Source organism: Nocardia anaemiae NBRC 100462, from assembly GCF_001612725.1.
GTDB lineage: Bacteria > Actinomycetota > Actinomycetes > Mycobacteriales > Mycobacteriaceae > Nocardia > Nocardia anaemiae.
Genome location: NZ_BDAZ01000056.1, coordinates 12,955 through 38,533, shown reverse-complemented (window position 1 = coordinate 38,533; position 25,579 = coordinate 12,955). Strand labels below are relative to the sequence as shown.

Sequence of the window (25,579 nt, the reverse complement as noted above, 5' to 3'; positions counted from 1 at the left end):
CACGGGCAGGTCTCCAGAGATCTGCAGGCATGAGTTGTCAGCAGCGGAGCAACGCAGTGCCCTGACCGTCAACGGTGCCGCTGCCTGGGTGTCACTGCAAGTGATCGTGTCCCTGAGCCTGAGCGTCATGCGCCCGTCGAGGTCACGCACCATCCACAACGTCCCCGGCGAATACCGCCACTCAGAACCGTGAAACGAGTTGCGCCCGGCCCCGACGACTGCGGGGAACGGGCGCGCGGCCAGATTCAGGCAGAACCGCTGGTTCTCGATCCGGCACCGTTGGTCGAACTCACCGCATCCTCGGGCGGACCCAGTGCCTCGCCACCTGCGGTCAACAACCCGGTGCGCTCGAGAACATCGGATCCATTGGCTGCCGCATCGCCCTTGGCCGCCTCGATGCCGCCGACCGTCCGCAGCGGCACTTCCTTCCAGAACAGCACCAGAATCAGTGCCAGCAGGGCGATGCCGGTCACCGACAGGAATACCGTCGACATGGATTCCGCGAAACCGACCTTGAACGGTCGGGCCAGTTCCGGACTGAGCTGTTGCACGATCGAACTGTCCTTCAGCACCCCACCGGCCGCTGAAGTGTCCTGCGCGAGAAGGCCTTTCGCTAGCGCGGCATCGGCGGGATTGCTGCTGTGCGCGGCCTCGACTACGGCGTGCTGGAATGCCGGGTCGGTGGCCGCGGACTTCATCTCGGTGGAGATATTCGGCGTCAACTGCGCGAAGAGGATCGAGAGGAATACCGCGACACCCATCGTGCCGCCGATCTGCCGGAAGAAGGTGGCCGCGGCGGTGGAGACGCCCATGTCCTTGGGCGGCAACGCATTCTGTACCGCGATGGTGAGCGGCTGCATGAGATTGCCGAGTCCGAATCCGGTGGCTGCCATGAAGATCATCGCGAGCCACAGCGGGCTGTCGGCATTCACGAAGTGCAGCAGGAACAGGCCGAGCGTCAACATGGTCGCGCCGATGAGCGGGAAGATCCGGTAGCGACCGGTGCGTGAGATCAGCTGGCCGGATACGACCGAGCCGGTCATCATCCCGAGCACCATCGGCAGCATCTGCAGACCCGCGAGTGTCGGACTGGATCCGCGCACCACCTGCAGATACTGCGGCAGCAGCGAAATACCGCCGAACATCGCCGAGCCGACCACGACCGAGATCACCACGCCGAGCGCGAAGGTCTTATTGGCGAACATCCGCAGCGGAATCAGCGCCTTATCCCGCATCGCCTTCTCGACCAGCACGAACCCGATGACACCGAGCACGCCGATCACATAGCAGAGAATGGAACGCCCACTGCCCCAACCCCATTCGCGCCCCTGCTCGGCGACAATGAGTAGCGGCACCAGCCCGATCGCGAGCACTAGGACGCCCCACCAGTCGACCCGATCGGTGGAGTGCGGCCGCTTCGGCAGCTTGAGCACCTTCGAGACGACGCCGAGCGCGATCAGCCCGATCGGCACATTCACCAGGAAGACCCAGCGCCAGCCGCTGACCCCGAGGATGGTGTCCTGACCGGCGAATACACCGCCGAGCACCGGGCCGATCACACTGGAGGTGCCGAATACCGCGAGGAAGTAGCCCTGGTACTTGGCGCGTTCGCGCGGGCTGACGATATCGCCGAGGATGGTCAGCGCCAGCGACATCAGCCCACCCGCGCCGAGTCCCTGGAAGGCGCGAAACGCCGCGAGCTCGTACATCGACTGCGCCATCGTGCACAGCAGCGAACCGACCACGAAGATCGAGATCGCCGCCATGAAAAACGGCTTGCGGCCGAACATATCGGACAACTTGCCGTACAGCGGCGTCGCGAGTGTCGCGGTGATCAGGTAGGCGGTGGTCGCCCAGGCCTGCATCGAATAGCCGTCGAGATCATCGGCGATGGTGCGGATCGCGGTCGAGACGATCGTCTGGTCCAGCGCCGCGAGCAGCATGCCGAGCAGCAGACCACTCATGATGGTCAGGATCTGTCTGTGGGTGAAACCCGTGGGCTCCGCCACGGTGGCCGGTGCGGTCACGACTCGTTCTCCGTCTCGAGGTCGAATAGGTGTTGGTCCTTGCGGATGGCGGCGATCATGGCGGGCTTGGCCCGCTCGTAGTCGTCGACGAATTGCCGCAGCAGTTCGGCGAATGCGGCCCGGTCCTGCGACGTCCAGGCCGCCATGACCCGAGTCAGGTTCTCGTGCCTGCGCCTGCGGATCCGCTCGGCCACCTCACGACCCCGCTCGGTGACGACGAGCACGGTGGCCCGACCGTCGCTGCGATCGGCCTGCCGTTCCACCAAACGCCGGTCGACGAGATGGGCGATATGCCGACTGACCGTCGAGGCATCCGAATGCACCGCCTCGGCGAGTGCGCCGGAGCGCATCGGCCCGTCACAGAGCAGCCGGAACAGAATCGCGAACGCGGCGGGATCCACGCCGTCCTTGCTCCGCATTTGCGCCGCGGTCCGCTCCCGGATTCGTTGCAGCCGGGTGAGCTGAATCGCTATCGCCTCGACCGAGAGCCCATCCTCATCCACTCGCCCCACCTTTACTTGCGCCAATCAATTAGTTGCGTGATACAAGTATGTGCGCGAGCCAACGGATAGGGCAAGTGAATATGCGGCCTTTACCGACCCTTGAACTCCGGGGCGCGCTTCTCGAACACCGACTGGATGGCTTCGGTCAGATCCTCGGACGGCAGAAATGCGGAGTTCCACGCGGAGACGTAGCGCAGTCCGGCGGCCACCTGATCCTTGGTGCGCTGCTCGAGCACATCCTTCGCACCCTGCACCACCAGCGGCGGATTCGCGGCGATCTCGCGCGCGACGGCGTGCGCCGCGTCCAATACCGCGTCCTGATCGGCGAATACGTCATTGACCAGGCCGATCTTCTCGGCACGCGCCGCGTCGATGTCCTTTCCGGTGTAGGCGAGTTCGCGCAGATGTCCCTCGCCGATAATGCCGGGCAGGCGGTGCAGCGAACCGATATCAGCGACGATCGCGACCTTCGCCTCGCGCAGACTGAACTTCGCGTCCGCGCTCGCGTAGCGGATATCGGCGGCGGCGATCAGATCCAGCCCGCCACCGATGCACCAGCCGGAGACCGCGGCGATGACCGGCTTGCGGCAGTCGGCCACCGCGGTCACCGCGGCCTGCATCCGGCGCACCTCGTAGAGGAAGTCGGTGCGCGGCGCGGCCAGCGCCCTATCCGCCATCAGCGGACCGAAGGTCCCGGCCATCGCGGGCAGGTCGAGTCCGTAGGAGAAATGTTTCCCGGAACCGGTGATCACAATCGCACGAACCTCGGGATCGGCGTCCAATCCCCGGAAGATCTCCGGCAACTCCCGCCAAAAGTCCGGACCCATGGCATTGCCCTTGCCGGGGCCGGTCAGCGTGACCTGCGCAATGTGATCCTTGGTTTCAACGGTGAAAGCCTGCCAATCAGTCATTCGTATAGCGTAAAGCAGAAGTGCGCCAGCCAGCCGACCAGTCCGTGCCGCGCGCAAATGCTGTGCAAAGCCGGTGCGCCGCACCGGTTCTCCCGTCCAGCCCTCCGACCACTGACTGAGAACTCGACCGGCACACGGCCCGCAATCGCTCTACTCTGGTTCCATGCGCAGGTCGCTTCCACCAGTCGCATGTCGGGTCGCAGATACCCTGATCGCCCGCGGCCACCACGGTGTCATCGTCACTCAGCCCGCCCCCACGCCCACCGCCGCCGATGCCGCACGGGCACTCGGGGTCGATGTGGGCGCCATCACGAAATCACTGGTGTTCCTCTTGGACGACGATCCGGTGCTGCTGCTGGTTTCCGGCGCACACCAGGTCGACCTCGGGCGCACCAGCGAACGGCTGGAAGGCAAGCTCACCCGCGCACCCGCAGAGATGGTGCAGGAGGTGACAGGGCAGCCGATCGGCGGCATCGCACCGGTCGGCCATCCCACCAACCTGCCGACCTGGGTGGATAACGCGCTGTCCACGCACCGGGAGGTCTGGGCCGCGGGTGGACATCCGAATACCGTGTTCCGCACCTCGTTTCGCGAACTCGTGCGGATCACCGCCGGGCTCCCGATCGATGTGGATTGAACCCGATTCGGATACCCGGCGTAGTTTCGTCATGTGAGCTCGCGAACCATCAACACAGCACCACCGGTCGCAGCGAAGCTGAGCGCTAGCGAGGCGCAGCTGTGACCGAAGCGCAACCCCCCGCCACGGACCTCCAGATTCCCGATGATCTGAGCGGTATCACCGCCGAGCTGTACCGGGCCTCCATGGGGCACTATCCGGCGGGCGTCACCGTTGTCACGCTGGGCTCCGCGAAAGGCCCGGTCGGCTTTACCGCGACCTCCTTCGCATCGCTGTCCCTGGAACCTCCGCTGGTCTCCTTCAATATCGCCCACACCTCGTCGAGCCTGACGGCATTGCAGGCGGCGGACTCGGTGGTGGTGCATTTCCTCGGCGAACATCAGCACGATCTGGCCAAGCGCTTCGCGCGGACCGCCGATCAACGCTTCAGCGATCGCTCCCTGTGGACCACCCTGGACACCGGCGAGCCTGTGCTGCACGGCACGCCCATCTGGATCCGCGCCACCATCCAACAGTTGATCCCCATCGGTGACCACACCCTCGTCGTCGGTCTGGTCACCCGGGTTCACGACAACACCGACGAACAGCCCAGCGCCGCACCACTGCTCTACTACCGCGGCCGCTACTACCGCCCGACCTCGCTCGAAGACTGAGCGCGGGCCGGATTCGCCTGCGCGGCAACGCTATAATTCCATTGCGGCGTTGGTCGATGCGCCGGTGGCGGCCTTGATGACGGTCTGGGTGAGGATCTGCTGGATCAGCTTGCAGCGCCTGCGTGATGGCGGTGCGAATCGCGACCTGCATCGCCGCCGCCTCGGCCGTACTCGCGCCGAGGGTCGGCACCGCCGCCGCGGCTGCCGCGGCCAGCTGGATGGCGGTGTAGATCAGCATCGAGATGATGTACAGCTTGATGGCCAGAATCAGCGATGCGTAGATCCGTAGCGCCAGGGCGATATCGCGGAGCAGATCGGTGAGCGTCTCGATCGCGTGCATCGTCTGCTGCCGATAACGCTCGATCGCATCGTGGGTCTCGCCCTCGATATAGCCAAGGGCCTCTCGGAATTTGGTATCGATCTTGCCGGAGTACTTCTCCAGCGTGTTCGCCATCATTTCGGCCTTATTGCCCAAACTGAACAGCTTGGTCTCATCCGCCTTCGGCCAGCGATAGACGACGACCGCCGCCACCGGCTCCAGCGCCGCTGGTATCTGCAAACCCATGCGGCTACCCATTGCCGTTCTCGTCGAGCAGGCCGGTGATCTTCTCGACGGCCGACTCGAAGTCCCCATCGGTCGTGGTCACGGCGTCCGCGACAATGAGCCGGTGCGCGCCAACACAATCAGTACGCCGCAGCACAATCGGTGCGCCGCAACACACTCGATGCGCCGCAACACAATCAGTACGCCGCAGCGCAATCGGTGTGCAGCAGCAACACAATCAGTGCTCGGCACCCCGAACCGTGCGCGATGGCTCAGCAATTGCACACCGTCCCAGAGGTGCACAGCGGCCCGAACGATGCACGGCCCCACTGGTGCGCGGCGACCAACGATGCAACAGCAACTCAACGATGCAGGCCGGCCCAATCGGTGCACAGCGGCCCAGGGCGGCTCCGGCTAGCCGATCGAGCAGGGTGCCGCGCCGTCGGCGGAGTCGGGGTGGGTGAAGGGGCGGGTTTCGGGGGTCGGGTTCCAAAGTCCGTCGGTGCTGGCGTAATTCCACGAAGCGCCCTTGTCGACCAGGGTGGCGATGGCCGCGACCAGGCGGTCTACGTCGGCGGAGCTGTTGCCGAGGCCGATGCTGGCGCGCAGTGCGCCGTCGAGACCGAGGCGGGCGAGCAGCGGGTGGGCGCAGAAGCGGCCGTCGCGAATGCCGATCCCGTGTTCGGCGGAGAGGTAGGCGGCGACGTGGCCGGGGACGAATCCATCCAGGGTGAAGGCGACAATGCCGACGGTGTCCGGACTGTCGTCCCAGATGCGCAGCAGGTTGACGCCCGGAATCTCGGACAGCCCGGCGCGCAGTCGATCGGCGAGCGTTTGCTCATGCGCGGCAAGGGTTTTCGGATCGATCGCACACAGTGCGTCACATGCGGCGGCGAGTGCGGCCGCACCGAGGACATTCGGCGAACCGGCCTCGTGCCGCTGCGGCGCCGCTGCCCATTCCGCATTGGTGGTGGTGACCTCGCGAACCGCCCCGCCGCCCGACAGATACGGTTCGGCCGCATCGAGCCAATCCCGGTGTCCGACAAGCACTCCCGCTCCGAACGGCGCGTAGAGCTTGTGGCCGGAGCAGGCGAGATAGTCGATACCGATGGCGCGCAGACTGATTCGACGATGCGGCGCCAACTGCGCGGCATCGACCAGGATGCGGGCACCGCACTGGTGCGCGATGGTGGCCAGGCGCTCGAGCGGCAGCACCTCACCGGTCACATTGGACGCACCGGTGACGGCGAGCAATGCGGCTGGCTTACTGCACAATTCGGCGACCAGCTGACGGATCGTCTCCTCGACGGTCGCCGCGGCCTTGACGACGCGGCGGCCGTGCCGGGTCCACGGCAGGAAGTTCGCATGATGTTCGATATCCAGCACCACAGTGTCGCCGGGCACACAGGCGGCGAGCAGATTCAACGAATCGGTGGTGTTGCGGGTGAACACCACGACCTGATCGTCGGCGGCGTCGAGGAAGCGGCTGACCGAACCGCGCGCGGCCTCGTAGCACTCGGTGGAGATCCGCGAGGCGTAACCGGCACCGCGGTGCACACTCGCGTAGTACGGCAGCAATTGCTGCACCCGGTCGGTGACCTGCGCCAATGCCGGTGCGCTAGCGGCATAGTCGAAGTTCGTGTAGGTGGTTGTTCCACCCTGGACGAGCGGCACCTGGAGGTCGTCGCCGGAGACCCGGGCGAGGGCGGCACAGCTCTGATCGATTGCAGCGGTCATCACAAAATCCCATCGGCTATGGGACCCGAAATCTGGTGATCTTCCGAGTCCGCGCTTGCCGCATCCGGTCGGGCTGCGGCCTGGTCGTCACCCGGAGCACCCCACCGCGGAGGAGGGTTGCCGACCAGCTAGCCGGGGCTTGATGCTGGTACTCATGACCTGAACCGAGAGTGGCAGACGCCCCACCGCTCTGTCAACCTCCCTGAAATGCATATACATGCAGCCGATTAAATAACCTTGCAATGCCGAGCGATGTGCGGTCTGATCGATAGGTGACGCTTTCCCTGCTGCTCAGCTTTGTCGGCCTGTGCATTCTGCTGTCGGTTACGCCCGGCCCGGATTCGTTCCTGGTGCTGCGATTCTCGATCGTGGACGCGCGACCCGGCATCGCCGCGGCGATCGGCTCGGCGTTGGGCGGGATCGTGTGGGCCGCGGTGGTCGCGGCGGGCGTCGCCGCCCTGTTGGAACAGTCCGCGACAGCCTACCGGACGCTCAAGGTCATCGGCGGAATCTATTTGGTGTACTTGGGAATTCGCGCGCTGATCGATCATCGCAAACGGGGCACCGCCGCGACGTCCGAACAGTCGGCCACGCAGGCCCCGACCTCGATTCGCTCGGCATTCGCCGCGGGCGTGGTGTCATGCATGTTCAACCCGAAGGTCGGACTGTTCTACCTGGCGGTGCTGCCGCAATTCCTCACCGATGTCACCTTCCTGAACACCCTCGCGCTCGGTGCCATCGAATGCTCCATTGCCGCCGTCGAGATGATTCTGCTCGCCCTGCTGGCCTCCCGGGCCGTTGCGATGTTGCGCCGCCCCCGGGTTCGCGATCGGCTCGAACAGATCAGCGCGGCCATCCTCGCCGCACTCGGCATCGGCACCGCCGCCTCGGCCGCGTAATGATGCGCCTGGTCGGTAACCACCGACCAGGCGCAAGCATCACAAATTCGGCTGAATCTCCTTGCGCCACAGCACTAGTGACGCGACCAATGAGACCACCGACGCGGCGGTGAGCCACCAGAACGCCTGCCGGAATCCGGCATCCACCGGCAATCCGGCAGCGGCCGCGCGATATAGCACCACCGCGAGCAGTGCCGCTCCGATCGACCCGCCGACCCGCTGCAGAATATTCACGAACGACGCCGCATCCGGCAGCTGCTCCGGCCGCACCGATGCGTAGGCCGCCGCAACGATCGGTACCCCGGTCAATCCGGTCGCGACCCCGCGGATCAACAGAAGTACCTGTACCACAACAGGATTCATGGCGGCATCAGCGAGCGCGAACGGCACCGTGGCCGCGACCGTCACCGCACTGCCGACCACGGCGACCACACCACCGCCGTACCGATCGGTCAACCGGCCGCCGACGGGCAGCGCGATGACCCCACCGATCCCGAAGGACATGAGCAGCAGCCCCGTCGCGATGAGGCCTTCCCGATGCAGCACCTGAAAGTACAGCGGCAGCAACAGCATCGACCCGAACAGCGACGCACCGGCGAAGAGGTTCGCCGCATTCGCCGTCGCGAATACCGGATGCCGGAACAGTCCGACATCGAGCAGGCCACCACCGCGCACCGACCGTGCCACGAACAGGCCGAGCGCGAACACTCCGACCAATACCGATACCCACACCGTCGGCGCGGAAATCGCACCACGACTGCCGAATTCACCGAGTCCATAGACCAGCGCCGACAGCCCGACCCCGATCAACGCGAACCCGATGGCATCGAATCGACCACCGTTGCCCGTCGCCTCCGCCCGCGGCAGCACCCGACGCCCGAGGACGAAGGCGACCAGCCCGAACGGGATATTGATCAGGAACAACCACTCCCAGTCCATATTCGCCAGCATGACGCCGCCGATGGTCGGCCCGATCGCGGGCGCGGCGACCACCGCGATGCCGACGACACTCATCACCCGACCCAACCGCTGCGGACCGGCGGCCTGTCCGAGCAGGGTCTGCCCGGCGGGCACCAATAGCCCCGCCGCCAGACCCTGCGCGATCCGAAATCCGATGAGCCAGCCGATATTCGGGGCTAGCGCACACAGTGCGGAGGTCACTGTGAATCCGGCGAGCGCGGTCAACCAGACTCGGTCCGTGCCGAATTGCCGCCCGAGCCAACCGCACAGCGGCAGTGTGACGGCGAGTGCGAGCAGATAGCCGCTCGCGATCCACTGGGCACTGTCCAGTGCCGCACCGAGATCCGTCGCGATGGAGTTCAGCCCGATATTCACCAGCGACGTGTCCAACATGCTCATGACCGCGCCGAAGACCACCACACCGGCCACCCGCCAGACCCGCGCGGGAATGGGTTCGAGTGCGGGCGCGGTGGCGGCGACGGCCGTTCGAGTATCCGACATGGATCCTCCGATATTTGTAGACAACCTAGATTGCGGAGGTTATCAACAATCTGGTGCATCAACAATAGATACAATTACCGAATGCCCGCCGACCCCATTTACCCTCGCGGCCTGCTCCGCTTCCCGACGTACGCGCTCGGCAAGCTGCACAAGGCCGTACACGCCGAAATGGGCACGTCATTGCGCGAACACTGGGTGCTGGTCTGCCTGGAGGAGTTCGACGACCTGTCCCAGCAGCAGGTCTCCACCGCACTCGGCATCGACCGCAGCGAGGTGGTCCGGCTGATCGATGGCCTGGAGGAGGCGGGATTCGTCATCCGCACGCGCGATGCCACCGACCGACGCAAGTACCGGCTGTCCATCACCCGGTCCGGACGCGCTGAGCGTCGCAAGACCGACGAACTCATCGAAAAGGCCGCCGAGCGGGTGCTGCACCGCCTCGACGAGGACGAGCGGCGCACGCTGCACCGCTTGGCGTTGAAGGCGCTCGGCGAAGAGGTCTGAGGCAATACCGCAGGTACCGTAGACAGGTTGGTCACCGTGGCGTTTGCCCACTGGTAACCCTGCTGTGAAACAACAACGAGGAAGCGCTAGGCAGGTCTATGAGAGGTGGGCAGGACGTGATGCTGCGGCCGCAGGTCGACACCGCGGCGGGCACGGACCCGACGAACGGGCTCCGCACACCCGATCCCTTGCTGCGTGGTGCACTCGCACCGCAGGCCAGGACCCTTGTCGACATTCTGAACAGCACCGCGCAAGCCCACCCGGAGGCACCCGCGATCGATGACGGTCGCGTGGTGCTCGGCTACACCGAATTGCTGGCCGAAATCGACGCCGGAGTGGTGCGCTTGACCGCGGCGGGTGTGCGCCCCGGCGACCGCGTCGGCGTGCGCATGCCGTCCGGCACCCATGAGCTTTACGTCACTATTCTGGCCATTCTCTTTGCCGGTGCGGCCTATGTTCCGGTGGACGCCGACGATCCGGAGGAGCGGGCCCGCCTCGTCTTCGGTGAGGCCCGCGTCACCGCGATCGTGACCACGGCAGGCGTCGAGCCGACGGCCCTCGAACGGCCCGAGTCCGCCGACTCGATCCTTCGCCCCACTCCCGACGACGACGCCTGGATCATCTTCACCTCCGGATCCACCGGAACCCCGAAGGGCGTCGCCGTCACCCACCGCAATGCCGCCGCCTTCGTCGACGCGGAAGCACGGCTGTTCCTCCCGGATGCCCCGATCGGTCCGGGCGACCGGGTGCTCGCCGGGCTCTCGGTCGCCTTCGACGCCTCCTGCGAGGAAATGTGGCTGGCCTGGCGCAACGGCGCCTGCCTTGTGCCCGCACCGCGCGCCCTGGTCCGCACCGGTGCGGATCTCGGTCCCTGGCTGGTCCGGCACGAAATCAGCATCGTCTCGACGGTTCCCACCCTGGCCGCGACCTGGCCCGCCGAGGCGCTCGAGCCGGTCCGGCTGCTGATCTTCGGCGGCGAGGCGGTGCCGCCCGAACTCGCCGAACGCCTTGCCGGAAGCCCCGCGGCGCGAGCGACGGGCCAGGAGGAGGAAGCGGAGCGTGACCACGTAGGGCACCGCGAACGCCGCGAATCAGATACAGAACGCGAGGTCTGGAATACCTACGGCCCCACCGAGGCAACGGTGGTCGCGTGTGCGGCGCTGCTGGACGGCGGCTTCCCGGTCCGGATCGGTCTCCCCCTGGACGGCTGGGATCTGGCCGTCGTCGACGCCGCCGGAAATCCGGTGGGCGAGGGCGAATCCGGTGAACTGGTGATCGGCGGTGTCGGTCTGGCCCGCTACCTCGACCCGGCCAAGGATGCCGAAAAATACGCTCCGCTACCGTCACTCGGCTGGGACCGCGCCTACCGCAGCGGCGATCTGGTGCGCAAGGACAGCGCGGGCCTGGTTTTCCTCGGCCGCGCCGACGATCAGATCAAACTCGGCGGCCGCCGCATCGAACTCGGCGAACTCGACAATGCCCTACAGCACCTACCCGGCGTCAGCGGTGCCGCGGCCGCGATCCGAACCACCAAGGCGGGCAATAAGATCCTGGTCGGCTACCTGACCGGCACGGCACCCGATTTCGACCTGAAGGCCGCCAGAGCCCAACTCGCCGAACAACTTCCGGCACCGCTGGTCCCGCGGCTCGCCATCGTCGCCGACCTGCCCACCCGTACGTCGGGCAAGGTCGACCGCGACGCACTGCCCTGGCCGCTGCCGAACACCTCCGAAACCGCGACCGGCGAACTCACCGAAACCGAGCAATGGATTGCCGGACTGTGGGATTCGATTCTCGGCGCGGAGATCACCGGCCCGGATACCGACTTCTTCGATCTCGGCGGCGGCTCACTGTCGGCGGCGCAACTGGTCACCGCACTGCGCCAACGTTATCCACGCATCACCGTCGCCGATCTCTACGACCATCCACGCCTCGGCGCACTGGCCGAACTGCTCGACGAGACCGCGCCGAGCGCCGCCGTCGAGGAACGCATCGTGCGCCCGACGCCGCTGCGCGCCCAATGGACCCAGGTGCTGGCCACCATCCCGCTCACCACGCTCACCGGACTGCAATGGCTCACCTGGTTGGCGATCGTCGGCAATATCGCGGGCTGGTCCGGCTCGCTGCCGTGGCTGCCGCAATTGTCCTGGTGGTGGACGCTGGCCGCCTTCCTGATCTTCATCTCACCGCCCGGTCGGATGGTGATCTGCGCGACCGGCGCGCGGATCCTGCTGCGCGGCATGCGGCCCGGCAGTTACCCGCGCGGCGGCTCGGAGCATCTGCGACTGTGGGCGGCGGTGCGGCTCTCGGAGGCCAGCGGTGCCGAAAGCCTTTCCGGCGCACCGTGGATGGTGCCGTTCGCGCGGGCACTCGGCGCGAAGATCGGCACGGGCGTCGACCTGCACACCCTGCCGCCGGTCACCGGCATGCTCGAACTCGGCGACGGCTGCAGCGTTGAACCCGAGGTCGACCTGTCCGGCTACTGGATCGATGGCGATGTGGTGCACATCGGCCCGATCAGCATCGGCGCGGGCGCGGTGGTCGGTGCGCGCTCGATCCTGTTGCCCGGCAGCAAAATCGGTAAGAATGCCGAGGTCACGGCCGGATCGTCGGTATCGGGCAAGGTGAAGGCCGAACAGGAGTGGGCCGGTTCGCCTGCCACGAAAGTCGGTAAGGCCCAGCATCGTTGGCCGGATCACACCCCGGCGCGGGCCGCGCACTGGGTCGCGATTTTCGGCGTGACCTCGATGGCATTGGCGGCCATGCCCATTCTCGGTCTCGGCGCGGGCGGCGCGTTCATCGCCTGGTTCATCCGCGACGCCCGCACACTCGCTGGTGCGCTCGGCGAGGGCTTCGCCATCCTGCCCGTCGCGACGCTGCTCAGCCTCGGCGTCTACGCGGTGGCCACGGTCATAGCGGTCCGGCTTCTCAGCATCGGACTCACCGAGGGCCACCATCCCGTTCGCAGTCGGGTCGGCTGGCAGGCGTGGGCCACCGAGCGGCTGCTGGATTCGGCGCGCACCTTCCTGTTCCCGTTGTATGCCAGCCTGCTGACCCCGCTGTGGCTGCGCCTGCTCGGCGCGAAGATCGGCAAGAGCGTCGAGGCGTCCACGGTGCTGCTGCTGCCGAAATTCACCACGGTCGCCGACGGTGCGTTCCTCGCCGACGACACCATGATCGCCAGCTACGAACTCGGCGGCGGCTGGCTGCACATCGGCGATGCGAAGGTCGGCAAGCGCGCCTTCCTCGGCAATTCCGGCATGACCGCACCCGGTCGGCGAGTGCCGAAAAACGGACTGGTAGCGGTGCTTTCGGCGGCGCCGTCCAAGGCCAAGGCCGGTTCGTCCTGGCTGGGCAGCCCACCGGTGCGACTGCGCCGCGCCTCCGAAACCGGCGATACCGAACGCACCTTCGACCCGCCGCTGCGGCTGAAGGTGTTCCGCGGCATCGTGGAAACCTGCCGACTCCTCCCGCTACTGGTGACCTTTGCCATCGGCCTCGGCGTGCTGTTCACGCTGGCCTGGATCGCGGAATCGGCCGGATACCTGGTCGCCGGGCTGCTCTGCGGTCTGGTGCTGATGGCCGCCGGTGCGGTCGCGGGAGCGAGTGCGGTCGCCGCGAAGTGGTTACTGGTCGGGCGAATTCGCGCCGAGGAGCATCCGCTGTGGAGTTCGTTCGTGTGGCGCAACGAGGTCGCCGACACCTTCGTCGAAACCGTTGCCGCGCCGTGGTTCGCGCGCGCCGCGACCGGTACCCCCGTACTGAATCTGTGGCTTCGTGGACTCGGCGCGAAGATCGGCCGCGGGGTATGGTGCGAGTCCTATTGGCTACCGGAGGCGGACCTGGTGACACTCGGTGACGGCGCGACCGTGGAACGCGGCTGCGTGGTACAGACCCACCTCTTCCACGATCGAATCATGGCCATGGACACCGTGACCCTCGACGCGGGCGCCACCCTCGGACCGCACTGCGTCGCGCTGCCCGCCGCCGGCATCGGCGCGGGCGCCACCATCGGCCCCGCCTCGCTGGTCATGCGCGGTGACACCGTGCCGCCGTCCACCCGCTGGTGGGGCAATCCGATCGCGCCGTGGTCCAGTCCGGCACCGAGGCCGAGCGAGGCCGGAGCGGCCAACTGATGCGGGGCAAGTTTTACGAAGAGCCCATCGACGAATACCTACCGCAGAACGGAAATCGCGGCTATCGGGTATCGCGGTACGAACTCGAACTGACCTACAAGGTCGCCAGCAACCGGCTGGCGGGCCGCGCCGAGATCACCGCGGTGACCACCGCCGTGCGGGAGCGTTTCGCACTCGACCTGTCCCAGTCGCTCACCGTCGGCAAGGTCTTCGTCAATGGGAGCAAGGCCGCGAAATACACCCATCAGCACGGCAAACTCGTGATCACCCCGCAGCAGCGGATTCCGGCGGGCGGAGTGCTCGGCCTGGTCATCCAGTACGCGGGCGTACCGAAGCCGGTGCGCGGGCCCTGGGGTGAGGTCGGCTGGGAGGAACTGACCGAGGGCGCGCTGGTCGCCAGTCAGCCCAATGGCGCCGCGTCCTGGTTCCCCTGTGACGATCACCCGAGTTCCAAAGCCAGCTACCGGATTTCGATCACCACCGACACCCCGTACTACGCGCTGGCCAACGGCACCCTGCTGCGCAAGCAGACCAAGGCCAGCCAGACCACCTGGGTCTACGAACAGTCCGAACCGATGTCGAGCTATCTGGCCACCATCCAGATCGGGCCCTACCGCAAACACCGCATCGGCGGCACGCGCGGTTCGGTGCCGATGCAGGCCGTGCTCCCGCCGCGGCTGCGCGCGAATTTCGAACACGACTTCGAACGCCAGCCGAAGATGATGGAGCTGTTCACCGAGAAGTTCGGCCCGTATCCGTTCGAGGGCTACACCGTGGTGATCACCGATGACGACCTGGAGATCCCGATCGAGGCCCAGGGCATTTCCGTCTTCGGCGCCAACCACTGCGACGGCCGCCGCGGCGCGGAACGCCTTGTCGCACATGAACTCGCGCACCAGTGGTTCGGCAATAGCCTCACCATCCGGCAGTGGCGCGATATCTGGCTGCACGAGGGCTTCGCCTGCTATGCCGAATGGATCTGGTCGGAGGCCGCGGGCGGGCCGACCGCCGATCAGCTGGCGCGCGCGGCCCGACACAATCTGTCCAGGGAGCCGCAGGACATCGTCGTCGGTGATCCGGGCCCGCAGCGCATGTTCGACGATCGCGTCTATAAGCGCGGCGCACTCACCCTGCACGCGTTGCGGTTGGAGCTCGGTGCGCTGGCCTTCTGGGACCTATTGCGCGAGTGGACGATTCGCTATCAGCACGGATCGGTGAGCACCGAGGATTTCACCGATCTGGCCGGACATTACAGTCTGGTACCGCTGCGGTCGCTGTGGGATGCGTGGTTGCTCTCCGAGCCGCTGCCGCAATTGCCGCCGTCCGGCGGACAGGCCAGCACCACCCCGCGTTAGAAGACCAGGTAGCGCGCCGCGAGTTCTTCGACCAGCGGATCGTCTTCGGTGACGCTGTCGAGTGCGTCGAGATCGGCCCCGACCGAGATCTCGCGCGGGTCGTCCTGCTCTTGGTCGCGGATGCCGTCCTCTTCGAGCTGGCGCAATAGTTTCGCCCGCACACGTGCCTTCAACGAATCGCTCATATATGAAGCCTGCCTGAAAAACGGCTAGACCGGTGTGAGCCAGGTCCCCCACGGCGTATTTCGCAGCACCGAATAGCCGATGAGCAGCGCGAAGAACACCCACATCGTGGTCCGGCTCAGCCGGGGTAGTCGCATTCGCTCACCACGCCAGGCCCGGATCGACCAGTCGCCGATCCACAGCACGAAGGCCAACACCAGCGGCAGCACGAGCAGATTGCTGTGTATCGCATCGAGGATTCGGCCGTCGGTCAGATTGTTCATGCCGCGCATGCCGCCGCAGCCAGGGCAATACAATCCCGTCAGCGCGTAGACCGGACAGATTCCATAGGAACCTTCGCCGTGCGGATCGCGGAAATGCAGCAGCAGCGCGGCTCCGACGCCGACGCCCGCCGCCACCAGCGGCCACCCCATGGCGCGCAGCCCGGTGCGCCTCGGCTCCGCGGGCGGTTCGGTCTGCGGTGCCGGATGCGCCTGGGGCGCGACCGGTGCCGGGTGCCTTATCTCCACAAGGATCAACGGTAGCCGCGAGCGCACCGCCGCCGCCACAGCTAGTCGGGTTGGGCGAACCGCAACGCATTGCCGAACGGATCGGCCACTTCGAACCCCGGCCCGCCCGGCCCATCCTCCGGACACCCCGGCTTCGCATACCGATAGTCCTTGCCCGCCAACTCGGCATGCAGCGCTTTGATGTCGTCCACCGCGATCCACACCACCGATCCAGGGGTGCCGTCACCGTGATGCTCACTCAAATGCACCGTCGCCGACGAACGCGACAACTGCGCGTACAACGGAAAGTCCGCGCCGAACCGATGTTCCCAGTCCACAGTGAAGCCCAGGTAGTCGCGGTAGAACTCATACGCCTTGGCGATATCGAATATGCGCAGTACCGGGATCGGCGCCGACAATCGGACCGCATCGGTAGCCATGGGCGAAATCATTGCAGCAGCCACCGACATGATCGACTCTGTCCGGGATTTCCGCAGCTAGAGCAGGATTCGCGGCGTGGACGCCGCGAGTGGCGCCCGGCTCGACGGATTCGGGTTCAGTGCGCGCACACCTGCATGCTCCGCCTCGGATGTGGAGCCCAGAACTGCCCAATTCCAGGGTCGGACCGCGGTAGTGGGCGAGACAAGCGGATTGGGGGCAAGACGCGGTGTGCGTCCGGGTAACGGGCGGCTCGGGCGCGGGCGATATCCAAGAAGAAGCGGCTCGTACTCGTGTTTCTTCATGACGGACTATTGGCCGACCTAATTTCGGGTATCCACCCGACAGAGCCAGGATTACCGCCACTGGGAGCGCTAGCAGTAGCAAGCACTCAGCTTGCACTGTACTGTGGCGGCTGACACAAAGGAGTGCTCAAATGCTGGTCAAGTCGATGAGGACGCTGGCTGAAGTGCGCGGGGACGAACCGTTGACCGCCGCCTACCGTGCCGGACTTCGGTCCCGGACCTACCGGACCGCGTCGCTCAACAAGCCCGCCGCCACACCCGAGATCATCCCGGTCACCACCCGGGACGGGGCGAAGCTGAGGGTTCATGCCTACGGTCCCGCCGACGGCGAAGTCATCGTCTTGATCCACGGCTGGAGCTGCTGCATCGAGTACTGGAATCCGCAGATCAACGCCTTCGCCGACCGCTACCGCGTGCTCGCCTACGATCAGCGCGGCCACGGCGAGAGCACCCTCGGCAGCACCGGTCCTGGCGCGCAGACATTGGCCGACGACCTCGAAGCCGTGCTCGAGGCCGCTGTCCCGCCCGGCAAGCGCGCCGTCCTCGTCGGACACAGCATGGGTGGAATCACCTTGCAGGCGTGGGCATCTCGCTACCCGGAGCAGGTCACTCGGCGGGCCGCCGCCGTCGTCATGGCCAACACAGCGGCCAGCGACATCCGCTACGAAACCGATCTGCTTCCGTTGTTCAACAAGCCGCTCATGGTGGCCAATCGACCGCTGACGGTCCTCGGGGCCAGCGTCCGCCTGCCGCTAGTCATCGCGGAAACCGCACTCGCCGCGCCGATTCCACTGCCGGGCGGCTGGCCGGTCAGCGCGGTCTTCAAGGCCCGGGTGATGTCCAAGCCCGCCACCCGCGACGAAGTGGACTTCGCGCTCGGCATCGTCCGCTCGTGTCGTCCGCTCACCCGGGGCCTGCACGCCGCCGCCCTCGCGGGCCTGGACCTGGGCGATGCCGCGAAGCACCTGACGGTGCCGACCACCGTCATCGCGGGCGCCGAGGATCACCTGCTGCCCGAGCGCATGTCCCGCCCGATCGTCGCGGCCCTGTCCGAAGCGGGCCATCTCGCCGATTACCAGGTCTGGCCCACCGGCCACCTCGGCAATATCGAGGCCGCCGACCGCTTCAACGCCCTGCTCGCCGACGTGGTCCAGCGCGCCGATCCCCGCACCGCCGCCGCGGGCTGACCCGCTGCTGGGGCTGGTCAACGGCGCCCGGCCCCAGCAGAAAATTCCTGGAACACCGCTCGGCCTGTTGTTCTCGATGACCGCCGACCAGGTTGAATGCGGCGGCCTCGGGTATCCGCGCCACATGACGACCGAATCGGAGGGTGATCGGATCACGCAGCCGTGGGGTGCGCGCACGCCGTATCGGCGCGGCGATGTCTGGCCGCTGCGGGTCGATATGGAGCTGGCCGACGGCGTTCACGAGGCGGATGTGGACCGGTGGGTGCCGTCGGCTTCGGTATTGCATTCCAATGGCGACGCCTTCGATATCGCGGTGCGCGATGGCCGGATCGTCGGTGTGCGCGGGCGCGGCGGCGACCGGGTCAACCGTGGACGGCTCGATCCGAAGGATCTGTTCGGCTGGCAGGCCACCGCGGCCCAAGATCGGCTCACCACCCCGCTGATCCGGGTCGAGGGCCGGTTGCGGCCGTGTGATTGGGACACCGCGATGGACCGAATCGTCTCGCGCACAAGGGAATTGCTCGACGCGCACGGCCCGGAATCGATCAGCTTCTATACCAGTGGCCAATTGTTCCTGGAGGAGTACTACACCCTCGCGGTGATCGCCCGCGGCGGCATCGGCACCAATCACCTGGACGGCAATACCCGCCTGTGCACCGCGACGGCCGCCGAGAGCCTGAAGCAATCCTTCGGCTGTGACGGTCAGCCCGGCTCCTACACCGATATCGACCACGCCGATGTGATCGCGCTCTACGGCCACAATGTCGCCGAGACGCAGGGCGTGCTGTGGTCGCGAATGCTGGATCGCCTCGCCGGTCCGCAGCCGCCCGCCTTGATCTGCGTCGATCCCCGACCGACGCCCGTCGCCCAACATGCCACCGTCCATCTCGCACCGCTGCCCGGCACCAATGTCGTGGTGATGAATGCGCTGCTGCACGAACTCATCGCCAACGACTGGATCGACGGCGACTACATTTCGGCACATACGGTCGGCTTCGACGATCTCGCCGCGGCCGTATCCGACTGGACACCGCAGCGCGCCGCCGAGGTGTGCGGCATCGATGCGGACGATCTACGCCGCGCGGCACACCTGCTCGGTACCGCCGAACACCTGGTCTCGACCGTGCTGCAGGGCTTCTACCAATCCCACCAGGCCACCGCGGCCGCCGTGCAGGTCAACAACATTCACCTGCTGCGTGGCATGCTCGGCAGGCCGGGCTGCGGTGTGCTGCAGATGAACGGCCAGCCCACCGCCCAGAACACCCGCGAATGCGGCGCCGACGGCGATATCGCCGGATTCCGCAATTGGGCCAACGAAAAGCACATCGCCGAACTCGCGCGGCTGTGGAATGTCGATACCGACCGGCTCTCCCACGACGGTCCACCGACCGATGCGATGCAGATGATCCGGCTCGCCGAGACCGGAGATCTGCGGATGCTGTGGATCTCGGCGACGAATCCGGTTGTTTCCCTGCCTCAACTGGAACGTATTCGACGAATCTTCGTGCAGGACAACCTCTTTGTGATCGTTCAGGATATCTTCCCTACCGAGACAACCGAACTCGCCGATGTGGTGCTGCCCGCGGCTGCCTGGGGTGAGAAGACCGGGACGTTCACCAATGCCGACCGCACCGTCCACATCAGCGAGCAAGCGGTGCAGCCGCCCGGGATGGCCAAATCGGATCTGGAGATCTTCCTCGATTTCGCCCGCCGAATGGACCTGCGCGACCGCGACGACGCACCCCTGCCGCCGTGGCACGACCCGGAATCGGCGTTCCGCGCCTGGCAACAGTGCGGCGCGGGCCGTCCCTGCGACTACCGCGGCATCAGCTACCAGCGGTTACGCGACGGCGGCATCCAGTGGCCGTGCCCGCCCGATCGACCCGACGGCACCGAACGCCTCTACCAGGACGGGCGCTTCTACGCGGCACCGGATTACTGCGAGAACTACGGGAAAGACCTGGTCAGCGGTGATCCGTGGGATGAAGACCGATACCGGGACTTCAACCCCGACGGCAAGGCCATGATCAAACCGGCCCCGTATCAGCCGCCCCCGGAAGCGCCCTCACCGGAATATCCGCTCGCCCTGATCACCGGACGCACCATCTATCACTTCCACACCCGCACCAAGACCGGCCGCACCCCACAATTGCAGCAGGCCGCACCCGAGGTCTGGGTCGAAATATCCGCGGCCGATGCCAAAGCCGCCGACATCGACGACTCGGACCTGGTGCGCATCACCACGCCACGCGGAAGCATCGTGGCCCGCGCCCGCCGGACCGAAATCCGGCCTGGCGTCATTTTCGTTCCGTTCCATTACGGATACTGGGACACCTCGGGCAACGAACATGACCGCGCCGCAAACGAATTGACCCGCACCGAATGGGATCCCGCCTCCAAACAACCGCTGTTCAAAACCGCTGCCGCCCGCATCGAGCTCACAGAATCGGACGACCACCGGTGACCGCGATGCGCGCTCCGGAGATGTAGCTTCCGTCGTCGCTGGCGAGCAGCACATAGGTCGGGGCGAGTTCGGCGGGCTGTCCGGCCCGGCCGAGTGGGGTGTCGTCACCGAAGTTCGCCACCTTCTCCGGCGGCATCGTCGACGGGATCAACGGCGTCCAGATCGGGCCCGGCGCCACACTGTTCACCCGAATTCCCTTGGGGCCCAACAGCTGTGCCAGACTGGCCGACAGATTCGCGATGGCGGCCTTGGTCGCGGCGTAGGGCGCCAGTGTCGGCGAGGGCATATCGGAATTCACCGAGGAACTGCCGATGATCGACGATCCCGGCGCCATATGCGGCAATGCGGCCTTCACCAGGGCGAAGTAGGCGCTCACGTTCACGCGGAAGGTGTAGTCGAATTCCTCGTCGCTGACCTCCTCCACCGTCTGGTGGGTCATCTGATACGCGGCGTTGCTCACCAGGACATCCACCTTCCCGAATTCCGCGACCGCGGCATCGATCACCGCTCGGCAGTGTTCGGGCTCGGATACGTCTCCCGCGATCGTGACGACGCGGCGCCCGGCCTCCCGGACGAATTCGGCGACCTCGCGCGCGTCGTCATGCTCGTTGAGGTACGAAATCACGACGTCGGCGCCTTCACGGGCGAATGCGATCGCCACCGCCCGGCCGATGCCGCTGTCCGCGCCGGTGATGACCGCCGCCTTCCCGGTCAACTTGCCGCTGCCGCGATAACTGCGTTCACCGCAGTCCGGCACCGGTTTCATCAGCGTCTGCACACCTGGGACATCCTGCTGTTGCTCGGCAAAACCCATCGTCCGGCTCCCTTCTCGTCGCCCCCGAAGGTCACCGGTCAGCAGCGGTGACTTCACCGGTAATTGCCCGAGCACCCCGGGCCAAACTCCCCGCCGGATCAGCCCGGCTTGATATTGGCGTTGCGGTGGAAGACGTTCTCGGGGTCGTATTCGGTCTTGATATCGGCCAGTTTCGCGTATTTGGCGGGCCCATAAGACGCGCGAACCCGGTCCTCACCCGCTTCCGCCATGAAGTTGACGTACCCGCCCTGGTTGGAGGCGAAGGGGCACAGCGCTTCCCAGGTCGAGCGCACCCACGCCCGGTCGGCGGCCAAAATCTCGGCATCAGGGGCCGCGGCTTCGATATTGCAGACGTAGTGTGCCGAGCGCGCGCCGCCGAAAGCGGTGTCCTCCTCGCCGACAGCGGTGAAGGCGCCGTCGAGTGCGAAGATCGGCATGAACGACAGCGGCGATGTCTTCTTTCCGGCCTGCTCGGCCAGCACCGCGATCACTTCATCGGAGAAGTCGTCGAGATCGAGCGCCTTCTCATACCCGTGGATGCCCCACGGCAGCGCCGCATCGAGCATCGACTGCAATCCGGTAAAGGGCGCCGGGGTAATGAATTCGAAGAGCGGGGTGAGCGCATCGCGGATCGGCGCCACCATCTCGGCATGTTCTTCGGCGGTGCCGTAACCGGCGACGATAAGGGCATGACCCGGCACGAAGTGGTACTGATCCGGCACGAAATGCTCCGGCGGGGCGGATAACCCGACGCAGACCAACACACCCGACCTGGGCGGCATCGTCGGGATGAACTCACGAATCAGCCGTAGTGCCGCGGGCCCATCCGTCAGCGGCCAGAAGAAGATCCCGACGTGCACTTCGGGCCCGATTTGATGTGCGCGATATTCGAATTCGGTGACGACCCCGAAGTTCCCACCACCACCGCGCAGCGCCCAGAACAGGTCCGAATTCTCGCTGGCGGATGCCCGCACGATGTGGCTGTCGGCAAGTACGACCTGCGCCGAGAGGAGATTGTCGATCGAGAGCCCGGCGACCCGGGTCAGCCAACCCATGCCACCGCCGAGAGTGAGACCGCCGACCCCGGTATCGCTGATCACCCCGCCGGGCACGGCCAGTCCGAACGCCTGGGTCGCGGCGTCCATATCCGCCATGGTCGCGCCGCCACCGACCCGGGCACTACTGGTCGCCGGATCCACCACCACGGTGTTCATCACGCCGAGATTGATCATGATGCCGCCGTCGCAGACCGCCGTGCCGCTGTAGGCGTGCGCACCGCCACGCACGGCCACCTCGAGATCGTGCTCCCTGGCGAAAGCCAAGGCCGCGGCCACGTCCTCGGGGGACAGGCACTGCGCGATCACCGCGGGCCGCCGATCGATGGCCCCGTTCCAGATGGCGCGGGCATGGTCATAACCCGCATCGGCAGGAGCGAATACCGGCCCGCCCATCGCGGATCGCAGTGCTCGGAAGTCGGAACTCATTGTTTGGGTCATGGCATTTCTCCAGCCACCAGGTCCCCGACCACTCGTGGAAGAGCTGGTCACGCGGTCCGCGTCGCCGACTCTTGATGCGGCACCGACACAGAGGTGGTGCTTCCCAATGCCACGCACACAACCAGCCATCCGGGCGATGTGGCGCGCTTGACATATTATCGCCGGTCCATCGCGGCCGTACCTGGATTCGGACCGGTCGGCAACGTGTCGGTGCGGGACCGGACGGAATCTCGATGCTAAAAGCTTGGGTATGAACAGGGGTGAAATCAGAGGGGTATCCAGATCGGTAGTCGGCATCGCGTTGGTGGGGATGCTCGTCGGCACGGCGCTAGGTGCGCCCACGGCATTTGCCGACCAGGTCACCACGTCCGCGACGATTTCCACGGACACGGTATCGGAGGATGGTTCGCACATAACCGACGTCGAGTACATCGACGAGCGAAATATCCGACTTCAGGTTTATTCCGCGGCGATGGACGCCGAATTCCCGGTGGAGATCCAACGTCCCGCGGACGGCTCGGTTCCCCGACCGACTTTGTATCTGCTGAACGGCGCGGGCGGCGGCCAGGACGACGCGTCGTGGCAGGCACAGAGCGACGCGCGGCAGTTCATGTCGGATAAGAATGTCAACCTGGTCCAGCCGATCGGTGGCAGGTTCAGCTATTACACCGACTGGCGCGAGGACGATCCGGTACTTGGTCGCAATAAATGGAAGACCTACCTGACCGACGAATTGCCACCGCTGATCAATTCCGCACTGGGCACCAATGGCATCAATGCGATCGCGGGAATTTCCGCTTCCACCGCCACGGTATTGGCACTGCCCATCGCCAGACCCGACCTCTACCGGGCGGCCGCAGCATTCAGCGGATGCGCGCAGACGAGCGATCCGATCGGTTCCGGGTTCCGCGAGCTCGTGATCGCCTGGGGCGGCGGAAACGCCGAAAACATGTGGGGCCCGGTCGGTTCGCCCGAATGGATGGAAAACGATCCATTCCTGCACGCCGATAAATTGCGCGGCATCGATCTCTATCTTTCTTCGGGCAATGGCCTGCCCGGAAAATATGACACGCTGAACGGAGCGCATGTCGAACCCGGCATCGATGGACTGACAAATCAGGTGCTGCTCGGCGGCGCGATCGAGGCAGCCGCCAATTACTGCATGAGGAATTTGCAGGCGAAGCTGATATCGCTCGGTATTCCGGCCACCTATAACTTCGATCAGGGCACGCACTCCTGGGGTTATTGGGAAGACGAATTGAAGCAATCCTGGCCGGTGCTCGCGCACGGACTCGGCTTGACGTAGCGGTGCGTAGTTGCCCGGCGCAGCCATCGGCCGCTGACCAGCGCGGACACCGACACGCTACGGATCCAAATAGTCCGTTTTGTGACGCATGTGACATAGCGTCATCGAGTAATTCGGCGCGTAGTCAGGAGGCGGCTCGATGGTGTCGGGTATTCGCGGACGGCGGTCGGCGCTCGGCTGCTGTGCGGCATTGGCCATGGCGGGCTCGATCGCGTATCCGGCCGCGGCCGCGCCGCGGCCCGCCAGCGCCCCGCTGCCGCCCGGACTGATCGCGGCCGTCGAGAGCGACCTCGGCATCAGTGCCCACGAATATCTCGCACGCGCCGAAAGCGCCCGGCGGCTGGCCGAATTCGCACCGCAGGCCCGTGCCGCGTACCCGGACATATTCGCCGGAATCCGGATGAACGACGACCGCCCCATCGTCTCCTTCACCGAGGGCGAGCGCGCCGCGGACGCCAGATCCGCCGCCGAGAAGGCCGGATTCACGGTGGAAACAGTGGCCAACAGTGAGCACACCCTCGATGCCCGCCGCATCGCCTTCGAACGTTGGCTATCCGAACAGCCGAGCACCGTCGTCGAGTCGATCGTCGGTTACGGCATCGACGTGGTGACCAATAGTTTCGCCGTTCGCCTCGCCGATGACGTGCAGTTGCCGACCGATGTCGGACCGATCCAGTCGGTGACGGCGGTACTGCCGGAGGCCCGACCCGAGGACTCCGCCGTCGGCATCCAGGCGATCGCGGGTATCGAGGCCGATGGAGACATCATCGGTGGCCAGCCCTTCGGCATGAAGGTCGACGGAAAGGCGCACAGGTGCTCGTTCGGCTTCAACGCCACCGACGCACGCGGCGAAACCCTGAATATCACCGCCGGGCACTGCGACCCGAACAACCTCGTCGAGCCGTCGACGAAAACCACTGAGCCGCAACGGGTCTACGAATTCAAGAATGGGCAGCTCGGCACCGAGATCGGTGAATTCGCGGTCTCCCAGTTCGCGCCGAAGGACTATGCGATCGTGCGTATCAACGAGAAGTTCGCGCCGCGCTTCCGCAACAACCTGGTGTCCACCCAGAAAATGGATGCACCGGCGCAGGCGCCCGACGTGAATACGCCCGCAAGCAGTACGGGACAGTCGCGAGCCGCTGGTGCGGATGTCCTGCGCATCGACGGAACCACCGAACCAGTGGTCGGAGCGGCCGTCTGCAAAACCGGCTTCACGTCCGGATACTCCTGCGGGACAGTGCTGGTGGCGGGGCAGCGGGGCCTTCTGCGCGGTGTCCCCGGCCACGGCGACCAACCGGTCAAGATCGAGAATATGTTCTATGCCGCACTGTGCGGCCAGCGTGGCGACAGCGGCGGACCGATCGTCGCGGGCACCAAGGCACTCGGCCTCAGCAGCGCAATCGTCACCGCGAGCTCCTCGTTCGATCTCGGCTGCGGCCACGTCCCGCTGCTCCTCGGCCAGCCGATCAGCGCTGTGCTGCAAGACAATCCGGGTTTGACCATTCGAACAAGCTGATCCACGCGAGCC

22 protein-coding genes and 1 riboswitch are annotated in these 25,579 nt (G+C 66.0%); of the genes, 10 read left to right on the top strand and 12 right to left on the bottom strand.

Annotated elements, in window-relative coordinates; all coding sequences use genetic code 11:
• Positions 1 to 245 precede the first annotated feature (245 nt).
• The 3 genes from NA5_RS28360 to NA5_RS28350 form a co-directional block, all read right to left on the bottom strand.
• Positions 246 to 1,964, bottom strand: coding sequence for an MDR family MFS transporter (locus tag NA5_RS28360; RefSeq protein WP_084484485.1), 1,719 nt, complete (start codon positions 1,962 to 1,964; stop codon positions 246 to 248).
• A 59-nt stretch (positions 1,965 to 2,023) separates the two neighbouring features.
• Positions 2,024 to 2,530 carry a MarR family winged helix-turn-helix transcriptional regulator gene (locus tag NA5_RS28355; RefSeq protein WP_063813629.1) on the bottom strand — a complete coding sequence of 169 codons (507 nt, stop codon included), beginning with the start codon at positions 2,528 to 2,530 and terminating at the stop codon, positions 2,024 to 2,026.
• Between the two features lie 89 nt (positions 2,531 to 2,619).
• Positions 2,620 to 3,441 (bottom strand): crotonase/enoyl-CoA hydratase family protein, encoded by an 822-nt coding sequence (locus tag NA5_RS28350; RefSeq protein WP_062991443.1) that lies wholly within the window; start codon positions 3,439 to 3,441, stop codon positions 2,620 to 2,622.
• A gap of 163 nt (positions 3,442 to 3,604) precedes the next feature.
• Here NA5_RS28350 and NA5_RS28345 point away from each other — a divergent pair, with 163 nt between their 5' ends.
• Positions 3,605 to 4,078 carry a YbaK/EbsC family protein gene (locus NA5_RS28345; RefSeq protein ID WP_062991441.1) on the top strand — a complete coding sequence of 158 codons (474 nt, stop codon included), beginning with the start codon at positions 3,605 to 3,607 and terminating at the stop codon, positions 4,076 to 4,078.
• Positions 4,079 to 4,179: 101 nt separating this feature from the next.
• Positions 4,180 to 4,731, top strand: a complete 552-nt coding sequence (locus tag NA5_RS28340; RefSeq protein WP_062991439.1) for a flavin reductase family protein — start codon at positions 4,180 to 4,182, stop codon at positions 4,729 to 4,731.
• On the opposite strand, the gene NA5_RS28335 is transcribed toward NA5_RS28340, so the two are convergent.
• The 3 genes from NA5_RS28335 to NA5_RS28330 all read right to left on the bottom strand — a co-directional run bounded on the left by NA5_RS28335 (position 4,634) and on the right by NA5_RS28330 (position 7,012).
• The gene (locus NA5_RS28335) at positions 4,634 to 5,296 is read right to left on the bottom strand and encodes a WXG100-like domain-containing protein (RefSeq protein ID WP_062991437.1); all 663 of its coding nucleotides are present in this window, start codon (positions 5,294 to 5,296) and stop codon (positions 4,634 to 4,636) included. The genes NA5_RS28340 and NA5_RS28335 overlap by 98 nt on opposite strands.
• Before the next feature lie 4 nt (positions 5,297 to 5,300).
• Complete coding sequence (locus tag NA5_RS42925; protein ID WP_281201764.1) at positions 5,301 to 5,432, bottom strand: hypothetical protein; 132 nt, start codon at positions 5,430 to 5,432, stop codon at positions 5,301 to 5,303.
• 257 nt (positions 5,433 to 5,689) lie between these two features.
• Entirely contained in the window at positions 5,690 to 7,012 is a 1,323-nt protein-coding gene (locus NA5_RS28330) for an aminotransferase class V-fold PLP-dependent enzyme (protein ID WP_062991435.1), read from the bottom strand.
• A gap of 46 nt (positions 7,013 to 7,058) precedes the next feature.
• Positions 7,059 to 7,172, bottom strand: a riboswitch (SAM riboswitch).
• 112 nt (positions 7,173 to 7,284) lie between these two features.
• Between NA5_RS28330 and NA5_RS28325 the strand changes: the two genes are divergently transcribed.
• Entirely contained in the window at positions 7,285 to 7,911 is a 627-nt protein-coding gene (locus tag NA5_RS28325) for a LysE family translocator (RefSeq protein ID WP_062991433.1), read from the top strand.
• A gap of 39 nt (positions 7,912 to 7,950) precedes the next feature.
• On the opposite strand, the gene NA5_RS28320 is transcribed toward NA5_RS28325, so the two are convergent.
• Positions 7,951 to 9,372 (bottom strand): DHA2 family efflux MFS transporter permease subunit, encoded by a 1,422-nt coding sequence (locus NA5_RS28320; RefSeq protein WP_084484478.1) that lies wholly within the window; start codon positions 9,370 to 9,372, stop codon positions 7,951 to 7,953.
• Between the two features lie 81 nt (positions 9,373 to 9,453).
• On the opposite strand from NA5_RS28320, the gene NA5_RS28315 reads away from it, so the two are divergent.
• The 3 genes from NA5_RS28315 (at position 9,454) to NA5_RS28305 (ending at position 15,367) form a co-directional block, all read left to right on the top strand.
• Positions 9,454 to 9,876: a MarR family winged helix-turn-helix transcriptional regulator gene (locus NA5_RS28315; protein ID WP_062991429.1), complete on the top strand. Its 423-nt coding sequence runs from the start codon at positions 9,454 to 9,456 to the stop codon at positions 9,874 to 9,876.
• A 119-nt stretch (positions 9,877 to 9,995) separates the two neighbouring features.
• The gene (locus NA5_RS28310) at positions 9,996 to 14,012 is read left to right on the top strand and encodes a Pls/PosA family non-ribosomal peptide synthetase (protein WP_062991427.1); all 4,017 of its coding nucleotides are present in this window, start codon (positions 9,996 to 9,998) and stop codon (positions 14,010 to 14,012) included.
• Positions 14,012 to 15,367 (top strand): M1 family metallopeptidase, encoded by a 1,356-nt coding sequence (locus NA5_RS28305; RefSeq protein WP_062991516.1) that lies wholly within the window; start codon positions 14,012 to 14,014, stop codon positions 15,365 to 15,367. The genes NA5_RS28310 and NA5_RS28305 overlap by 1 nt, the downstream gene beginning before the upstream one ends.
• Here NA5_RS28305 and NA5_RS28300 read toward each other — a convergent pair.
• The 3 genes from NA5_RS28300 to NA5_RS28290 are packed head-to-tail and all read right to left on the bottom strand — an operon-like array spanning position 15,364 to position 16,478.
• Complete coding sequence (locus NA5_RS28300; RefSeq protein WP_062991425.1) at positions 15,364 to 15,552, bottom strand: hypothetical protein; 189 nt, start codon at positions 15,550 to 15,552, stop codon at positions 15,364 to 15,366. The two genes, NA5_RS28305 and NA5_RS28300, sit on opposite strands and share 4 nt — an antisense overlap.
• Before the next feature lie 24 nt (positions 15,553 to 15,576).
• A complete protein-coding gene (locus NA5_RS28295; RefSeq protein ID WP_245672434.1) occupies positions 15,577 to 16,059 on the bottom strand; it encodes a DUF2752 domain-containing protein in 483 nt (160 codons plus the stop codon).
• 41 nt (positions 16,060 to 16,100) lie between these two features.
• Complete coding sequence (locus tag NA5_RS28290) at positions 16,101 to 16,478, bottom strand: glyoxalase superfamily protein (RefSeq protein ID WP_062991512.1); 378 nt, start codon at positions 16,476 to 16,478, stop codon at positions 16,101 to 16,103.
• Positions 16,479 to 16,912: 434 nt separating this feature from the next.
• On the opposite strand from NA5_RS28290, the gene NA5_RS28285 reads away from it, so the two are divergent.
• Both NA5_RS28285 and NA5_RS28280 read left to right on the top strand, forming a co-directional pair.
• Positions 16,913 to 17,968 carry an alpha/beta fold hydrolase gene (locus NA5_RS28285; protein ID WP_062991423.1) on the top strand — a complete coding sequence of 352 codons (1,056 nt, stop codon included), beginning with the start codon at positions 16,913 to 16,915 and terminating at the stop codon, positions 17,966 to 17,968.
• 124 nt (positions 17,969 to 18,092) lie between these two features.
• On the top strand, positions 18,093 to 20,432 hold the full coding sequence (locus NA5_RS28280) for a molybdopterin oxidoreductase family protein (RefSeq protein WP_062991510.1): 2,340 nt from the start codon (positions 18,093 to 18,095) through the stop codon (positions 20,430 to 20,432).
• Here the strand turns inward: NA5_RS28280 and NA5_RS28275 are convergent.
• Together NA5_RS28275 and NA5_RS28270 are read right to left on the bottom strand one after the other, a co-directional pair.
• Positions 20,407 to 21,246, bottom strand: a complete 840-nt coding sequence (locus NA5_RS28275) for a glucose 1-dehydrogenase (RefSeq protein WP_062991421.1) — start codon at positions 21,244 to 21,246, stop codon at positions 20,407 to 20,409. The two genes, NA5_RS28280 and NA5_RS28275, sit on opposite strands and share 26 nt — an antisense overlap.
• Positions 21,247 to 21,344: 98 nt before the next feature.
• Positions 21,345 to 22,742 carry an FAD-binding oxidoreductase gene (locus tag NA5_RS28270; protein WP_062991419.1) on the bottom strand — a complete coding sequence of 466 codons (1,398 nt, stop codon included), beginning with the start codon at positions 22,740 to 22,742 and terminating at the stop codon, positions 21,345 to 21,347.
• A 250-nt stretch (positions 22,743 to 22,992) separates the two neighbouring features.
• On the opposite strand from NA5_RS28270, the gene NA5_RS28265 reads away from it, so the two are divergent.
• Together NA5_RS28265 and NA5_RS28260 are read left to right on the top strand one after the other, a co-directional pair.
• Positions 22,993 to 24,048 (top strand): alpha/beta hydrolase, encoded by a 1,056-nt coding sequence (locus NA5_RS28265; protein ID WP_084484477.1) that lies wholly within the window; start codon positions 22,993 to 22,995, stop codon positions 24,046 to 24,048.
• Between the two features lie 139 nt (positions 24,049 to 24,187).
• On the top strand, positions 24,188 to 25,567 hold the full coding sequence (locus NA5_RS28260; protein ID WP_062991414.1) for a S1 family peptidase: 1,380 nt from the start codon (positions 24,188 to 24,190) through the stop codon (positions 25,565 to 25,567).
• Positions 25,568 to 25,579: the final 12 nt, after the last annotated feature.

Excerpts from the sequence above, each read along its gene's own strand:
- NA5_RS28270 (WP_062991419.1), bottom strand. The coding sequence starts at position 22,742 with ATGACCCAAACAATGAGTTCCGACTTCCGAGCACTGCGATCCGCGATG.
- NA5_RS28330 (WP_062991435.1), bottom strand. The coding sequence starts at position 7,012 with ATGACCGCTGCAATCGATCAGAGCTGTGCCGCCCTCGCCCGGGTCTCC.
- NA5_RS28305 (WP_062991516.1), top strand. The coding sequence starts at position 14,012 with ATGCGGGGCAAGTTTTACGAAGAGCCCATCGACGAATACCTACCGCAG.
- NA5_RS28315 (WP_062991429.1), top strand. The coding sequence starts at position 9,454 with ATGCCCGCCGACCCCATTTACCCTCGCGGCCTGCTCCGCTTCCCGACG.
- NA5_RS28350 (WP_062991443.1), bottom strand. The coding sequence starts at position 3,441 with ATGACTGATTGGCAGGCTTTCACCGTTGAAACCAAGGATCACATTGCG.
- NA5_RS28360 (WP_084484485.1), bottom strand. The coding sequence starts at position 1,964 with ATGAGTGGTCTGCTGCTCGGCATGCTGCTCGCGGCGCTGGACCAGACG.
- NA5_RS28335 (WP_062991437.1), bottom strand. The coding sequence starts at position 5,296 with ATGGGTTTGCAGATACCAGCGGCGCTGGAGCCGGTGGCGGCGGTCGTC.
- NA5_RS28260 (WP_062991414.1), top strand. The coding sequence starts at position 24,188 with ATGGTGTCGGGTATTCGCGGACGGCGGTCGGCGCTCGGCTGCTGTGCG.
- NA5_RS28275 (WP_062991421.1), bottom strand. The coding sequence starts at position 21,246 with ATGGGTTTTGCCGAGCAACAGCAGGATGTCCCAGGTGTGCAGACGCTG.
- NA5_RS28320 (WP_084484478.1), bottom strand. The coding sequence starts at position 9,372 with ATGTCGGATACTCGAACGGCCGTCGCCGCCACCGCGCCCGCACTCGAA.
- NA5_RS28310 (WP_062991427.1), top strand. The coding sequence starts at position 9,996 with ATGCTGCGGCCGCAGGTCGACACCGCGGCGGGCACGGACCCGACGAAC.
- NA5_RS28265 (WP_084484477.1), top strand. The coding sequence starts at position 22,993 with ATGAACAGGGGTGAAATCAGAGGGGTATCCAGATCGGTAGTCGGCATC.
- NA5_RS28300 (WP_062991425.1), bottom strand. The coding sequence starts at position 15,552 with ATGAGCGATTCGTTGAAGGCACGTGTGCGGGCGAAACTATTGCGCCAG.
- NA5_RS28280 (WP_062991510.1), top strand. The coding sequence starts at position 18,093 with ATGACGACCGAATCGGAGGGTGATCGGATCACGCAGCCGTGGGGTGCG.
- NA5_RS28290 (WP_062991512.1), bottom strand. The coding sequence starts at position 16,478 with ATGGCTACCGATGCGGTCCGATTGTCGGCGCCGATCCCGGTACTGCGC.
- NA5_RS28345 (WP_062991441.1), top strand. The coding sequence starts at position 3,605 with ATGCGCAGGTCGCTTCCACCAGTCGCATGTCGGGTCGCAGATACCCTG.
- NA5_RS28285 (WP_062991423.1), top strand. The coding sequence starts at position 16,913 with ATGCTGGTCAAGTCGATGAGGACGCTGGCTGAAGTGCGCGGGGACGAA.